The sequence below is a fragment of the Actinomadura sp. NBRC 104425 genome (assembly GCF_030269545.1).
Taxonomy (GTDB): domain Bacteria; phylum Actinomycetota; class Actinomycetes; order Streptosporangiales; family Streptosporangiaceae; genus Spirillospora; species Spirillospora keratinilytica.
Genome location: NZ_BSTN01000002.1, coordinates 340513 through 354124 on the forward strand (window position 1 = coordinate 340513; position 13612 = coordinate 354124).

Consider the following 13612-nt stretch of genomic DNA (forward strand, 5'->3'; position numbering starts at 1 on the left):
GCGTGCCGTATCCCGATCCCGACCGCGTGCTCGGCTGCCTGCTCGGCGGCGCCATCGGGGACGCGCTCGGCGCGCCCGTCGAGGGCATGCCCCTTGCGGAGATCCGCCGCCGGTACGGGGCCGGCGGGATCACCGGGTACGTCCCGGGGCGGCTGCCCGCCGGGTCGATCACCGATGACACGCAGCTGACGATGTTCACCGCGCAGGCGCTGGTACAGGCGTCCGTGCGGGCCAGGGCCAGGGGCATCGGCGGGGCGACGCTGGGCCTGCTGCAGTCGGCGTACCTCACCTGGCTCGCCGGGCAGGGCGTGCGGATGCCGCCGCAGCACTCGCTGTACGGCCCGCTGAACATGGACCCGGCCATGACGAGCCGCCGGGCGCCCGGGCGGACCGTCCTGTCCGCGCTGCTCAAGGCGGCCGAACGGCAGCGTCCCGGCTGGCCGCTGGGCACGGTCGACGACCCCATCAACGACTCCAAGGGGTGCATGGGCGTCGTGCGGGCCGCGCCGTGCGGGATCGCGGCGGCAAGCGCCGAGCGGGCCTTCGAGCTGGGCTGCCAGGCGGCGGCGCTGACGCACGGGCACCCGACCGGCCGGCTTCCCGCGGGGGTGCTCGCCGCGACGGTGCACGGCCTGCTGCGCGGCGCCGCGCTGCGGGAGGCCCTCGACACCGCCCGCGCGCTGCTGCGCGGGCACCGGCGGCACCGGGAGACCTCCCGCGCCCTCGACCGGGCGGTCGAGCTGGCCGCCGAGCCGCCGTCGCCGGAACGGCTGGAGACCCTCGGCGGCGGCTGGACCGGGGAGGAGGCGCTGGCCATCGGCGTGTACGCGGCCCTGGCCGCCGAGCGGGAGGGCGCGCCGGAGGCCGTGGGACGGCGCGGCCTGCTGCTGGCCGTCAACCACTCCGGCGACAGCGATTCGACCGGTGCCGTCTGCGGGAACCTGCTCGGCGCCCGGTACGGGTCGGCGGCGTTCCCGCAGGCGTGGCGGGACGGGCTCGAAGTGCGCGGCACGGTCGCCGCGATGGCCGACGACTGCGCGCAGGAGTTCGGCCCCAACCCGCCCACCGGCGACTACGGTGAACCGCCGATGTCGTGGCTGATGCGCTACCCGGAGGCGTGACAAGCGCATCGGCGGCCACGTTCGCCAGGGGGGCGGCGCCCGGTCGCTGCGGGCGGTGTCCGGCCGGGTTGGGGCCCTCGGTGTGGCGCTGGTCACTTTCTGGTGCGTGCCGTGGAACGCCCCCTGGTGCGCCGGGCACGGATGCGCCGAGTTTCCGCAGGAACGGCCGAGGCCGCGGCGGGGCCGCGCACGGTCGGCGCCCGGGTGGGATCGGGCGGGAACTCGGGGCGCGGCAGGTTCGTCTGATCATGCGGGGACGAGGGAAGGGAGGGCGATGACGGGGCCGCGCTCCTGGCCGCGGCGGGTACGGGACCGCCTCGGTGACAGGGGTCTCGCCATCGCCCTCCTGCTCATCTTCATCGCGGCGGTGTTCACGCCGCTGGCGGCGTTCCCCGCGGTGCGCTGCGAGGTCTTCGGCAAAAGCTGCCCGCGGGCGGTGCACACGCTGCAGGCCGTGCCGGTCACCTCCACCCAGGCCGTCCCGCTGACCCCGGTGGAGGCCGCCACGCGGGGCGCGTACGTGGCGCTCGGCGACTCCTACTCCTCCGGCCTGGGCGCCGAGACGACGGCGGCCGACCACAACCCGCTCAACCGCTGCCACCGCACGTCCAACGCCTACTACCACCAGGTGGCCAGGGAGTTCCGTTTCGCCGGCGGAACCGCGTTCTGGGCCTGCTCGGGTGCGACCACCGCCGACGTCCTGGACGGCAAGTCCGGCGAGCCCGCCCAGCTCGGCCGCATCGGCGCCGGCACCAGCCTGGTGACGATCAGCATCGGCGGCAATGACGTCGGCTTCTCCCGGGTGCTGGCCGGATGCGTGGTCAAGCTGCCGTGGAGCCGCCGGTGCCAGGAGCAGGGCGGCGACATCGCCGCGCGGGTGGCCGAACTGCGCCGCACCCTGCCCGCCCTGCTCGACAAGATCACCGACCGGGCGCCGCGCGCCCGGGTGGTCGTGATGGGCTATCCGCGGCTGTTCTCCGAGGTCGACAACGCCTCCGGCGACAACATCGACGTGGCCGACCAGCGCTGGCTCAACGCCCGGGCGCGCGATTTGAACGAGCTGATCCGGCAGACGGTGCGGGAGGCCGACGAGCGGCTGGCCGCCGACCGCGCGCCGGGCAGCGTGGAGTTCGTCGACGCCTACAGCGCGTTCGCCGGGCACGAGGCGGGCAGTCTCGACCCGTACGTCAACGGCCTGGCGGTGAACCTGGCCGGGCTGTCGGCCGAGCCGCGCAGCTTCCACCCCACCGTCGAGGGGCACCGGGCGCTGGCGGAGCTGTTCATCGAGCAGATCAGGAAGGGGCCCGGCCGCCCGCTCAACCAGTTCCGCTGACGCCCGCAGCGGGCGGCCGGTCTCCGCGACGATCTCCGGTCAGCCCTCGGTGAGGGCGTTGAGCCGCTCGATGGCGTCGGCGAACTCCTCGATCATGTCGTAGACGACCTGGCGGGCGGGCCGGACGGAGTTCATCAGGCCCACGCACTGCCCGACGAAGTAGCCGGCCAGCTCGCGGGCGCCCGGGTTGCCGGTCTCGGCCGCCTTGGTGATCTGCCGCATCGCGCCCTCGGCGAGCACCATCTGCAGCGGCATGCCGAGCGGGCCGGGGCTGTCCGGGCCGTCCCACTCCTCGGTCCACGCCGACCGCAGCTGGCGGGCGGGCTTGCCGGTGCGCGACCGGGAGCGGACGGTATCGCGGGACGTGGCGGCCAGCAGCTTGCTCTTGACCACCGGGGGCGTCTCGGCCTCCTCGGTGGTCAGCCACACCGAGCCGCACCACACGCCGGAGGCGCCCAGCGCCATCGCCGCGGCCATCTGCCGACCGGTGGCGATGCCGCCCGCGGCCAGCACCGGGATGGGCGCCACGGTGTCCACGACCTCGGGGACGAGCACCATGGTGGAGATCTCGCCGGTGTGCCCGCCCGCCTCGCCGCCCTGTGCGACGATCAGGTCCACGCCCGCAGCGACCTGGCGGCGGGCGTGCTCGGCGGTGCCGACCAGCGCCGCCACCGGGACACCGGCGGCCCGCGCGGCCTCCACCATGTGCGGCGGCGGCGGACCGAGGGCGCTGGCGATCAGCCGGATGGGGTGGGAGAGGGCGACCTCGACCAGTTCGGTGGCGCCGCGTTCGGTGACGCCGGGGCCGCGCGCGCCGGACCGTCCGGCCCGGTCGAACTCCGGCCGCGGCACCCCGTACTTGTCGAAGAGCTCGGCCAGGAACTTCCAGTGCTCTTCGGGGACGGCCGCCAGCAGGCCGCCGAGTCCGCCCGAGCCGCTGCGGGCGGCCTCGTCGATGCGGCCGGGGACCAGGACGTCCACGCCGTAGGGGCGGCCGCCGACGTGGTCGTCGATCCAGCGCAGCTCCTCTTCCAGGCGTTCGGGCGTGTAGGCGACGGCGCCGAGCACGCCGAACCCCCCGGCGTTGGTGACGGCGGCGACCACGTCGCGGCAGTGGCTGAAGGCGAACAGCGGGAACTCGATGCCGAACCGTTCGCAGACCTCGGTGCGCATGCCCCGACGCTAGGTGACCGAACGCCGTTCGGTCTAGGGTGCGGCGGGCTGGAACAGCACGTAGGACTCGCCCTCGGCGGGGTGCTCGAACACCGCGCGCAGCGGCAGCCCCTCGCGCAGCGCCGCCAGGTCGGCGCCGACGAGCCGGGTGTGCAGCCACGGCCCCTCGGCCAGCTCCACCAGCGCCAGGCAGACCGGCGGCGGCACGGTGCCGTCGCCGGCGGGGCGGCCGTGCAGGACGGTCCAGGTCACCAGGGTGGCCTCGCCGCTCGCCTCGGCCCAGGCGGGGTCGGATCCGCCGCAGCCGGGGCAGTCGCCGGCGTCCGGCGCCAGCCACCGGTCGCAGGCGTCGCACCGCCGCACGACCAGTCGGCCGGCCGCGGCGCCGTCGAAGAACGGGTCGGTGCGCCCGTCGCGGCGCAGGACGCCCAGGTCCATCTCAGGCTCCCTTCGCATGCGGGCTGACGATCAGCGTGGAGTGGTGGTCCAGGACGCCGCCGTTGCCGCTGACCAGGATGACGTCGTTGCGGGGGGCCTGCCGGTCCCCGCCGTGGCCGCGGGCCTGGATCACCGCCTCCGACAGGGGCGTCATGCCCCACATGTAGTAGGCGGAGAGCTGCCCGCCCCCGGTGTTGGTCGGCAGCGCCCCGCCCGGCCCGAGCGCCCCGGACTCGACGAACGGCCCGCCCTCGCCCTTGGCGCAGAAGCCGTAGTCCTCCAGCGACACCAGCACCGTGTAGGTGTAGCAGTCGTAGAGCTGGCACATGTCGATGTCGCCGACGCCCACCCCGGCCATCTTCATCGCGATCGGGCCGGACACGGCCGCGCCGGTGGTGAGCCCGAACTCGCTGCCGCGCTCCCTGCCGTGCCCGGGGTGGCCCTGGCCCCATCCCCACAGGTGCACGGGCGGCTGGGCCAGGTCGCGGGTGCGGTCGGCGCCGGTGACGACGACGGCGATGGCGCCGTTGGACACCAGGCAGCAGTCCAGCAGGTGCAGCGGTTCGGCGACCCACCGGGAGTTCTGGTGGTCGGCCAGGGTGATCGGCTCGCGCATCTGCGCCAGCGGGTTGCGCGCCGCCCACTGCCGGGTGGCGACGGCGATCGCGCCGAGCTGCTCGCTGGTGGTGCCGTAGCGGGCCATGTGCCGCCGGGCGGCCAGCGCGTAGAACGCGTTGACGCTGCGGAATCCCAGCGCGGCGGTCATGCCGCCGTACCCGTACCATTCGCGGGCGTCGCGGTGGTACGCCGAACCCGCTGGCTGCTTGGGCCGCAGCGGCGCGTCGGCGAACACGCACGCGACCGTGGAGGCGGCGCCGCTGATCACCGACATCGCCGCGTACGCCACCATCGCCCCGGCGGTCGCGCCGAACGCGTTCATCTGGGTCAGCAGCCGCAGGTCGCGCAGGCCGAGCGTGCCGGCCAGCTCGATGCCGGGCGAGCCGCTCATGCCGTGGCTGACCAGCAGGCCGTCCAGGTCGCCCAGGGCCAGCCCGGCGTCGGCGACGGCCCGCCGCACCGCCTCGGCCGCGAGCCGGCGCGGGCTGCGCCCGTAGACCTTGCCGAGTTCGGTCATGCCCAGCCCCGCGATCGCGGCACCCGACGTGGGTCCCGTCACGCCCCCTCCTTCGCTTTCCGTCCTTGCGGAAAACGTTACCGAATCTGATTCTGGTCGGTGTGGGGGAGGGGGCGCGGACGGTCAGGACGCCAGCACCGCATGCAGGAAGTCGCGGGTGCGCTGCTCGGCGGGCGCCTCGAAGATCCGCTCCGGCGGCCCCTCCTCGACGATCCGCCCCCGGTCGAACATCAGCACCCGGTCGGAGATGTCGCGCGCGAAGTTCATCTCGTGTGTCACGCACAGCATGGTCAGGTCGCTGTCCCGGGCGATGTCGCGCAGCAGGTCCTGCACGCCGACGACCAGCTCGGGGTCCAGCGCCGAGGTGACCTCGTCCAGCAGCAGCACCTTGGGCTCCATGGCCAGCGCCCGGGCGATCGCGACCCGCTGCTGCTGCCCGCCCGACAGCTGAGACGGATGCGCGTCGATCTTGTCGGCCAGCCCGACCATGTCCAGCAGGCGGCGGGCCCGCTCGACCGCCTCGTCCCTGGACAGCCCCAGCACGCGCACCGGCGCCTCGGTCAGGTTGCGCAGCACGTTCATGTTCGGGAACAGGTTGAACTGCTGGAACACCATGCCGATCTGCTTGCGCATCTCGTGCAGGTGCCGCTCGCCGGCCGGGACGAGCCGGCCGCCGCGCGGCATGTGCGACAGCGGCCGGTCGCCGACCCAGATGACGCCGCCGTCCACCCTCTCCAGCGTCATCAGCAGCCGCAGGATCGTGGTCTTGCCCGAGCCGCTCGGCCCGATCAGCGTCACCCGCTCGCCGGGCGCGACCGTGAAGTCCAGCTCGCGCAGCACCACGTTGCGGCCGAACCGCTTGACCACCTTCTCGAAGCGGATGCCCGGCGCGCCGTCGGCCGGCCGCGCCGGGCCGGGCGCGGGCAGGCGGCGGCCCTCCGGGGACTCCTCGGGGACGGACGCGGACGGTGCGAGGTCAGCAGGCGGGTCAGCAGGCGGGTCGACAGGCGGGTCGACAGGTGGGTCAATAGGTGGCATAGCGCCTCTCCAGGCGACGGACGACGATGGACGACAGCACGCTCACGATCACGAACAGCACGCCCACGACCGTGATCGGCTCCAGGTAGCGCAGCGTCTCGGCGCCGGCCCGGTAGGCGGCGCCGAGCAGCTCGCTGACGCTGATCGCCAGCAGCAGCGGCGAGTCCTTGAACATGGCGATCAGGTAGTTGCCCAGGCTCGGCACCACCCTGCGCACCGCCTGCGGCAGGATCACGTCCTGCCAGGCGCGCCGCCGCGGCAGGTTCAGCGCCACGCACGCCTCCCACTGGCCGCGCGGCACGTCGGCGATGCCGGCCCGGTACACCTCGCAGGTGTAGGTCGAGTAGTGCAGCCCCAGGCCGATCACCCCCGCCGTCAGCGCGCCGAGCGTCAGCCCCCAGGAGGGCAGCACGTAGAAGATGAAGAACAGCTGCACCAGCAGCGGGGTGCTGCGGATGAACTCCACCACCCACCGCACCGCCTGGTTGACGGCCCGGCTGGGGGTGCGCCGCAGCAGCGTCCACACCAGGCCCAGCACCAGCGCGATCAGGTAGCCGAGCACGGTGGCCAGCACGGTGACGCGCAGCCCGTCCAGCAGGTCCGGCAGGATCTCGCCGGTGTAGTTCCAGTCCCAGGTCATCAGGCCTTCACCGCCCCCGCACCGGACGCCGCCGCGGCCGCGCGCCGGTCCGGCCGCCTGCCGAGCATGCGGTCGACGCGCCGCTCGGCGTACCGCACGGCCAGCTGCAGCATCTGCGCGATCGCGAAGTACACCACCAAGATGACCAGGAACGTCGCGGCCGTCTCCCCGGTGGCGGCGCGGATCCGCTGGGCGTTGAACGTCAGGTCCCCGATGGTGATCAGGGAGACCAGGGCGGTGCCCTTCATCAGCTCGATCAGCAGGTTGCCGAACGGCGGCAGCATCAGCGCCACCGCCTGCGGCAGCGTCACCCGCAGCATCCGCTGCCACGGGGTGAAGTTCAGCGCGACCGCCGCCTCGTACTGCGCCCTGGGCACGGCGTTGACCGCGCCGCGCACCACCTCGGCGCCGTACGCGCCGACGTTGAGGCCGAGCGACAGCACCGCCGCGGCGACCGGCGTGAACCGGAACCCCACCAGCGGCAGCGCGTAGAACAGCCAGTACATCAGCACGAGCGTTGCGGTGCCGCGGAAGAACTCCACGTACACCCGGTTCAGCGCGCGGACGGCGGTGTGCCGCGAGGTGCCCGCCAGGCCGAACACCAGCGCCGGCACCAGCGCCAGCGCCGCCCCGTACACCGTCAGCTGGACGGTGGTCCACGTGCCGCGCAGCAGCTGCGGGTAGGCGTCGAGCACGTCCGACATGACCGATCAGCCCCGGCAGTACGCGGCGGCGGTGTCGTCCGGGCCGGGCATCTCGGCCTGGGTGAACCCGAACGGCTGCAGGATCGGCAGCAGCCGGTTGGAGCGTTTGAGCTCGGCGAGCTTGTCGTTGAACGCCTTGAGCAGGTCGCCGTCGGCCTTGCGGAACGCGAACGCCCCCGCGCCCTTCTGCTCCTTGCCGTCGATGACGGGGGTGAAGGCGTCGGTGAGCTCGAACGGCTCGCCTTTGTGCTTGGACAGCAGGTCGGCCAGCGAGATGCGGGTCAGCGCGATGCAGTCGATGCGCTCGGCCTTCAGCCCCTCGTAGGCGCTGGGCTGGTCGGGGAAGGTCTTGATGTTGCTCTTCTTCACCCCGAGCTTCTCGGCGTACCCGGCCTCCACGGCGCCGGTCAGCACGCCGACGCGCAGGTTCTTGGCGGCGGCGTCCTCGAACGTGGCGATGCCCTCGGGGTTGCCCTTGGGCACCATGAACGCGCTCTTGGCGATGTACTCGGGGTCGGAGAACGCCGCCGCCGAGCAGCGTTCGGGGGTGATGAACATGCCGGCGGCGATCACGTCGAAGCGGCGGGCGTTCAGGCCGCCGATCAGCCCGCCGAAGTCGACCTGGACTCCCTCGACCGTGCCGATGCCCAGCTCCTTGAAGATGACGCGGGCCAGCTCGGGCGCCTCCCCGGTCAGTTCGCCGGAGGTGTCGGTGTAGCCGTACGGGGCCTCGTTGGCGAAGCCGACCTTGATCTTGCCGTCCTGCCGGGCGCGCTCCAGGGTGCCCCCGCCCCGGAGCTCCTGCTCGGGATCGGTCCGCGAGCAGCCGGCGGCGGCCAGCGGGACCGCCCCGGCCAGCACGGCCGCGGTGCGCAGCAAGTGGCGTCTCGTCGGGGAAGTCATCGTCGAACTCCTGGAGGGTGAGGCCCGGCGCCGACGGTCGCGGGGCCGGGCTTGCCGGTGGTCGTGTCGGGTGCGGGACGGGCGGCCGCGCCGGAGCGGGACCGCCCGTTCCGCCGCGGGCCCGTCCGCGCCTTGCCGGGGCTGGGCGGCGGCGGACGGGCCGCGGATCTGCGACCGGGCCCGGCCGGCCCGCCGCCGGCCGGGCCCGGTCCGGGTCAGTCGCGGACGGGGGTGAAGTCGCGTGCGCCGATGAACGACGGCCGCGGCGCGGGCGCGGAGTACGGCTCCACGCAGGCGTTGTCGACGCTGTTGAACACGATGAACACGTTCGAGCGGGGGAAGGGGGTGATGTTGCCGTTGGAGCCGTGCATGCAGTTGCAGTCGAACATCGTCGCCGAGCCGGGCGGGCCGGTGAGCAGGTCGATGCCGTGCCGCTCGGCCAGGACCGACAGGCTGCCCTGGTCGGGCGTGCCGATCTCCTGGTTGCGCAGCGACTGCTTGTAGTGGTCGGCCGGGGTCTCCCCGACGCAGGACACGAACGTCTTGTGCGACCCCGGCATGATCATCAGGCCGCCGTTGTGGACGAAGTTCTCGGTGAGCGCGATGGAGATGCTCACCGCGCGCATGCGCGGCATCCCGTCCTCGGCGTGCCAGGTCTCGAAGTCGGAGTGCCAGTAGAAGTCCTTGCCGGTGAACCCGGGCTTGTAGTTGACCCGGCTCTGGTGCACGTAGACGTCGCCGCCGAGGATCTGCCGGGCCCGGCCGACCACCCGCGGGTCGCGCACCAGGCCGGCGAACACCTCGCTGATCCGGTGCACCTCGAAGATGGAGCGGACCTCGTCGGAGTCGCGCTCGGTGACCGTCCGCTCGTCGGCCAGGATGTTCGGGTCGCAGGCCAGGCGGCGCAGCTCGGCCCGGTAGGTCTCCACCTCCTCGGGCTCCAGCAGCCGCTCGACCGTCAGATAGCCGGTGGCCTCGTACGACCGCAGCGTCTCGGCGTCGATCGGGCCGTCGTCCGGGCCGCCGTACACCACGGGGTCCTGCCGGTACAGCAGCGCGGGCTCGGCCGCCTTGCGGGTGGGATAGGCGTCGGTGCTCGTCGGATGGGACTCGATGACACTCACGCGTCCTCCTCGGTCAGCAGCGGGTAGACACCGTTCTCGTCGTGCACCTCCCGGCCGGTGCAGGGCGGGTTGAAGACGCAGACCGTGCGCACGTCGGTGCGGGCGCGCAGCGTGTGGTGCTCATGCCCGTCGAGCAGGTACATGACGCCCGGTTCGATCCGGTGCGTCTCGCCGGTCTCCTCGTTGACCAGCTCGCCCTCTCCCTCGATGCAGTAGACGGCCTCGATGTGGTGGGCGTACCACATCCTCGTCTCGGTGCCCGCGTACAGCACCGTGTCGTGCAGGGAGAAGCCGACGCCCTCTTTGGCCAGCACCAGGCGGCGGCTCTCCCAGGTCGGCGCCTTCACATCGCGGTCGGTGCCGATGACGTCCTTCAGTGACCTGACGATCATTCGTTGCTCCTCTCCGGCGGACGCGGCGCGGGTTCAGGCGGTCACGGCGGTGCGGACGGCCTCGACCGAGTCGGCCAGGATCTCCAGGCCGGCGGCCAGGTCCGCCTCGGTGGTGGTCAGCGGCGGCAGCAGCTTGACGACCTCGCCCTCGGGCCCGGAGGTCTCCATGAGCAGGCCGCGCCGGAACGCCTCGGCGCACACCTTGGGCGCCAGCTCCGGCTCCCGCATGACCAGGCCCCACACCAGGCCCCGCCCGCGCACCGAGTGCACCGCGCCCGCATGCTCCAGCGCGATCTCGTTCAGCGCCCGCTCCACCTGCTCGCCCTTGGCCCGGGTCTGCTTCTCCAGGCCCTCGTCGGCCCAGTAGTCCTCCAGTGCGCCGGTGGCGGTCACCATCGCGGGGTTGAAGCCGCGGAAGGTGCCGTTGTGCTCGCCGGGCTCCCACACGTCCAGTTCCCGCCGCAGCAGCGTCACCGCCAGCGGCAGCCCGTAGCCGCTCAGCGACTTGGACAGGCAGACGATGTCCGGGGTGAGCCCGGCCTCCTCGAAGCTGAAGAACGGGCCGGTGCGGCCGCAGCCCATCTGCACGTCGTCGACGATCAGCAGGATGTCGTGGCGGCGGCACAGGTCCTGCAGGCCGCGCAGCCACTCGGCGCTGGCGGTGTTGACGCCGCCCTCGCCCTGCACGGTCTCGACGATCACGGCGGCGGGCTTGTCCAGGCCGCTGCCGCTGTCCTCCAGCATCGTCTCGAACAACAGGAAGTCGGGGGTGCGGCCGTCCAGGTAGTTGTCGTAGGGCATGGCCACGCCGTGGCCCAGCGGCACGCCCGCGCCGGTGCGCTTCATCGAGTTGCCGGTCACCGCCAGCGCCCCCAGCGTCATGCCGTGGAAGGCGTTGGTGAAGCTGACGACCGTCTCCCGGCCGGTGTACTTGCGCGCCAGCTTCAGCGCGGCCTCCACCGCATGGTTGCCCGCCGGACCGGGGAACTGCACCTTGTAGTCCAGGCCGCGCGGCCGGAGCACCACCTCGTCGAAACGTTCCAGGAACCGCCGTTTGGCGGCGGTGTACATGTCGAGCGAGTGCACGATCGCGTCACTCGCCAGGTAGTCCAGCAGCCGGCGTTTCAGCCCCGGGTCGTTGTGCCCGTAGTTGAGCGTGCCCGCGCCCGCGAAGAAGTCCAGGTACGTCTTTCCGTCCTCGTCGGTGATATGGCTGCCCTGCGCGGTGGTGAACACCGTGGGCCAGCCCCTGCAGTAGCCGCGCACCTCGGATTCGAGACGAGCGAATACGTCCATGTTTTCTCTGCCTCCGGTGGTTCGGGAATGGGCGGTCGAAGAACTCGGCCGTGCGGTCGTCGGGACGGTCGGGATCGGAATCCGGGCGGATCTGAGAACGGGCTGAACGGGGAGCGGGCCGGGATCGCAGGATCGGGGGCGTGGACCGGTCCGGTGCGCCGCGCGCCGGCTTGCGTGCACCGCCCGGCGGTGCCCGGGCGCAGGGCCGGGCGGACGCCGCCGCGGGCTCCGCGCGGTGGCCGTCAGGAACGGCTCAGCGGGCCGATGCGGAAAAGGATCTCGGGTTCGTGGCCGGCGGGAAGGTGCGCCTCGCCGAACAGCGGGCTGCGGACCACCGCGCAGCCGCGGCCCCGGGCGAACGATTCGAACATCGCCGCGCTGGCGGCGTTGCCCGGTGTGACCGTCGCCTCCATGTACCGGCAGCCCAGCGCGGGCATCCGGTCGCCGAGCCGGTCCAGCATGCGCCGGGCGAGGCCCCGGCCGCGGTGGGCGCGGTCGACCGCGACCTGCCACACGAACAGCGTGTCGCGCCGGCCGGGGCGCACGTAACCGGTGACGAAACCGCACGCCGCGCCGTCCGCCCGGGCCACCACGGAGGTGCCGGAGAAATCGCGGCACCAGAGCACGTAACTGTATGGCGAGTTGACGTCCAGCACGTTCGAGTCTCGCGCGAGCCGCCACATCTCGGGACCGTCGGCCAGGTCCGGCTCGCGGAGCCGGAACGCCGGCTCGCTCCCTGTCGGCGGGGATGTCGAGTGCAGGGATTGCGCTGCCATGTGAGAGAAACCTAGCGAAGGTTCCTGAACGCGCCGCGGGCATTGTTATCGACGAGATGTTTGGCATTCCCGCGACGGGGTAGGGAAAATTGCTTGTTCGAATCGGGCGTGTTCGGCGCGCGCGGCGGCGGGGGACGAGCGCGCCGTTCTCCGCCGCACGCAGGGGAATCCGCGTGACGGGCACCGGACGCGCCGGCGCCCGTCACGCCCGCCACCGTGGGTGACGCGGCGTGCACAGCACCCGACCTCGATGTTTCAATTGTGTGAGGTAAATCACTCGGCCGTAGTGACAACTGTGTGGCCCTGCAGTGCGTCGGGGTGTGTCCCGCGGTGGCCGCGCGGTCTGAGTGACAGGCGAGACGCGGCCCTGCGCGGTCTTCGCCGGCGCCCCTCGCGGGCGTTCAGGGTGCGGCGCAGCCCCGCCCGCAGGCGTCCACAGGAGCCCGCGGGCGGCACTGAAGGGGAAGAAGCGTCGGGGCGCAGCGGAAAGGGCTCAGCGGGCGAACCGGTCGGTGGCCTCGATGAGGTGGTGCAGGATGCCGGGCTCGTCGTAGGAGTGGCCCGCATCGTCCACGAGGTGGAACTCGGCCTCGGGCCAGGCGCGGTGCAGGTCCCACGCGGTGGCGGGCGGCGTGCAGACGTCGTAGCGGCCCTGCACGATGACGGCCGGGATGTGCCGGATCTTGTCGACGTCGCGCAGCAGCTGCTCGTGGTCGAAGAAGCCCTCGTTGACGAAGTAGTGGTTCTCGATGCGGGCGAACGCCACCGCGAAGTCGGGGTCGCCGAACGACTCGACCAGGTCGGGGGAGGGGCGCAGCTTCATCGTGCCCGCCTCCCACTGCGCCCAGGCCCGTGCGGCGGCCACGCGCACGTCCCGGTCGGGGGAGTTGAGGCGCTCGTGGTAGGCGCGCAGGAGGTCCTCGCGCTCGTCCTCGGGAATGGGCGCCAGGAACTTCTCCCACAGATCGGGGAACATGAGCGAGGCGCCTTCCTGGTAGAACCAGTACAGCTCGAACGGCCGGAGGGTGAAGATGCCCCGTAGCACCAGCTCGCTGACCCGGTCGGGGTGCGTCTGCGCGTACGCCAGGGCCAGCGCGCTGCCCCACGACCCCCCGAACACCAGCCACCGTTCGATGCCCAGGTGCTCGCGCAGCTTCTCCATGTCGGCGACCAGGTGCCAGGTGGTGTTGTGCTCCAGCGACACCCCGGGGTCGGCGGCGTGCGGCAGGCTGCGCCCGCAGTTGCGCTGGTCGAACAGCACGATCCGGTACGCCTTCGGGTCGAACTGGCGGCGGTGCGCGGGCGTGCAGCCCGCGCCGGGCCCGCCGTGCACCATCACCGCGGGCTTGCCGTCGGGGTTTCCGCAGACCTCCCAGTGGATCCGGTTGCCGTCGCCCACGTCCAGCAGCCCGGAATCGTACGGTTCGATCGGCGGATACAGGGTTGCGAGCTCCATGGGCTGTGATTGTTTCATCTCACGCGGGGGGCCGTGAGACGCCGCATCCGCGGCTTGATCTGCGGGAAAGGACTGTGAGGATC

14 protein-coding genes are annotated in these 13612 nt (G+C 72.7%); 2 read left to right on the top strand and 12 right to left on the bottom strand.

All coding sequences use genetic code 11. From position 1 onward, the window contains the following. Nucleotides 1-2: 2 nt before the first annotated feature. A complete protein-coding gene (locus QSK22_RS04665; protein ID WP_285492680.1) occupies nucleotides 3-1121 on the top strand; it encodes an ADP-ribosylglycohydrolase family protein in 1119 nt (372 codons plus the stop codon). Between the two features lie 274 nt (nucleotides 1122-1395). Beyond that, a complete protein-coding gene (locus tag QSK22_RS04670) occupies nucleotides 1396-2454 on the top strand; it encodes an SGNH/GDSL hydrolase family protein (protein ID WP_285492681.1) in 1059 nt (352 codons plus the stop codon). Between the two features lie 39 nt (nucleotides 2455-2493). Here the strand turns inward: QSK22_RS04670 and QSK22_RS04675 are convergent, their stop codons facing one another. The 12 genes from QSK22_RS04675 to pip all read right to left on the bottom strand — a co-directional run bounded on the left by QSK22_RS04675 (nucleotide 2494) and on the right by pip (nucleotide 13529). Beyond that, on the bottom strand, nucleotides 2494-3627 hold the full coding sequence (locus tag QSK22_RS04675; RefSeq protein WP_285492682.1) for an NAD(P)H-dependent flavin oxidoreductase: 1134 nt from the start codon (nucleotides 3625-3627) through the stop codon (nucleotides 2494-2496). Nucleotides 3628-3660: 33 nt separating this feature from the next. Next, nucleotides 3661-4083, bottom strand: a complete 423-nt coding sequence (locus QSK22_RS04680; RefSeq protein WP_285492683.1) for a Zn-ribbon domain-containing OB-fold protein — start codon at nucleotides 4081-4083, stop codon at nucleotides 3661-3663. After that, entirely contained in the window at nucleotides 4067-5242 is a 1176-nt protein-coding gene (locus tag QSK22_RS04685) for a thiolase family protein (protein WP_285492684.1), read from the bottom strand. The genes QSK22_RS04680 and QSK22_RS04685 overlap by 17 nt, the downstream gene beginning before the upstream one ends. Before the next feature lie 81 nt (nucleotides 5243-5323). After that, entirely contained in the window at nucleotides 5324-6238 is a 915-nt protein-coding gene (gene ehuA, locus QSK22_RS04690; protein ID WP_285492685.1) for an ectoine/hydroxyectoine ABC transporter ATP-binding protein EhuA, read from the bottom strand. Continuing rightward, nucleotides 6225-6878, bottom strand: coding sequence for an ectoine/hydroxyectoine ABC transporter permease subunit EhuD (ehuD, locus tag QSK22_RS04695; protein WP_285492686.1), 654 nt, complete (start codon nucleotides 6876-6878; stop codon nucleotides 6225-6227). The genes ehuA and ehuD overlap by 14 nt, the downstream gene beginning before the upstream one ends. Further along, a complete protein-coding gene (gene ehuC, locus QSK22_RS04700; RefSeq protein WP_285492687.1) occupies nucleotides 6878-7582 on the bottom strand; it encodes an ectoine/hydroxyectoine ABC transporter permease subunit EhuC in 705 nt (234 codons plus the stop codon). The genes ehuD and ehuC overlap by 1 nt, the downstream gene beginning before the upstream one ends. Nucleotides 7583-7588: 6 nt before the next feature. Beyond that, a complete protein-coding gene (gene ehuB / locus QSK22_RS04705) occupies nucleotides 7589-8485 on the bottom strand; it encodes an ectoine/hydroxyectoine ABC transporter substrate-binding protein EhuB (RefSeq protein ID WP_285492688.1) in 897 nt (298 codons plus the stop codon). A 215-nt stretch (nucleotides 8486-8700) separates the two neighbouring features. Next, nucleotides 8701-9609, bottom strand: coding sequence for an ectoine hydroxylase (gene thpD / locus QSK22_RS04710; RefSeq protein WP_285492689.1), 909 nt, complete (start codon nucleotides 9607-9609; stop codon nucleotides 8701-8703). Further along, nucleotides 9606-10001 carry an ectoine synthase gene (locus QSK22_RS04715; RefSeq protein ID WP_285492690.1) on the bottom strand — a complete coding sequence of 132 codons (396 nt, stop codon included), beginning with the start codon at nucleotides 9999-10001 and terminating at the stop codon, nucleotides 9606-9608. The genes thpD and QSK22_RS04715 overlap by 4 nt, the downstream gene beginning before the upstream one ends. 33 nt (nucleotides 10002-10034) lie before the next feature. Next, a complete protein-coding gene (gene ectB / locus QSK22_RS04720) occupies nucleotides 10035-11297 on the bottom strand; it encodes a diaminobutyrate--2-oxoglutarate transaminase (protein ID WP_285492691.1) in 1263 nt (420 codons plus the stop codon). 242 nt (nucleotides 11298-11539) lie between these two features. Next, nucleotides 11540-12073 (bottom strand): diaminobutyrate acetyltransferase, encoded by a 534-nt coding sequence (gene ectA, locus QSK22_RS04725; protein WP_285492692.1) that lies wholly within the window; start codon nucleotides 12071-12073, stop codon nucleotides 11540-11542. A gap of 493 nt (nucleotides 12074-12566) precedes the next feature. Beyond that, nucleotides 12567-13529 carry a prolyl aminopeptidase gene (gene pip, locus QSK22_RS04730; RefSeq protein ID WP_285492693.1) on the bottom strand — a complete coding sequence of 321 codons (963 nt, stop codon included), beginning with the start codon at nucleotides 13527-13529 and terminating at the stop codon, nucleotides 12567-12569. Nucleotides 13530-13612: the final 83 nt, after the last annotated feature.

What these genes read in the sequence shown, in the direction of transcription:
- ehuC (WP_285492687.1), bottom strand. Translation starts at nt 7,582, where the DNA reads ATGTCGGACGTGCTCGACGCCTACCCGCAGCTGCTGCGCGGCACGTGG.
- ehuD (WP_285492686.1), bottom strand. Translation starts at nt 6,878, where the DNA reads ATGACCTGGGACTGGAACTACACCGGCGAGATCCTGCCGGACCTGCTG.
- QSK22_RS04715 (WP_285492690.1), bottom strand. Translation starts at nt 10,001, where the DNA reads ATGATCGTCAGGTCACTGAAGGACGTCATCGGCACCGACCGCGATGTG.
- QSK22_RS04670 (WP_285492681.1), top strand. Translation starts at nt 1,396, where the DNA reads ATGACGGGGCCGCGCTCCTGGCCGCGGCGGGTACGGGACCGCCTCGGT.
- ehuA (WP_285492685.1), bottom strand. Translation starts at nt 6,238, where the DNA reads ATGCCACCTATTGACCCACCTGTCGACCCGCCTGTCGACCCGCCTGCT.
- ectB (WP_285492691.1), bottom strand. Translation starts at nt 11,297, where the DNA reads ATGGACGTATTCGCTCGTCTCGAATCCGAGGTGCGCGGCTACTGCAGG.
- QSK22_RS04680 (WP_285492683.1), bottom strand. Translation starts at nt 4,083, where the DNA reads ATGCGAAGGGAGCCTGAGATGGACCTGGGCGTCCTGCGCCGCGACGGG.
- ehuB (WP_285492688.1), bottom strand. Translation starts at nt 8,485, where the DNA reads ATGACTTCCCCGACGAGACGCCACTTGCTGCGCACCGCGGCCGTGCTG.
- ectA (WP_285492692.1), bottom strand. Translation starts at nt 12,073, where the DNA reads ATGGCAGCGCAATCCCTGCACTCGACATCCCCGCCGACAGGGAGCGAG.
- pip (WP_285492693.1), bottom strand. Translation starts at nt 13,529, where the DNA reads ATGGAGCTCGCAACCCTGTATCCGCCGATCGAACCGTACGATTCCGGG.
- QSK22_RS04675 (WP_285492682.1), bottom strand. Translation starts at nt 3,627, where the DNA reads ATGCGCACCGAGGTCTGCGAACGGTTCGGCATCGAGTTCCCGCTGTTC.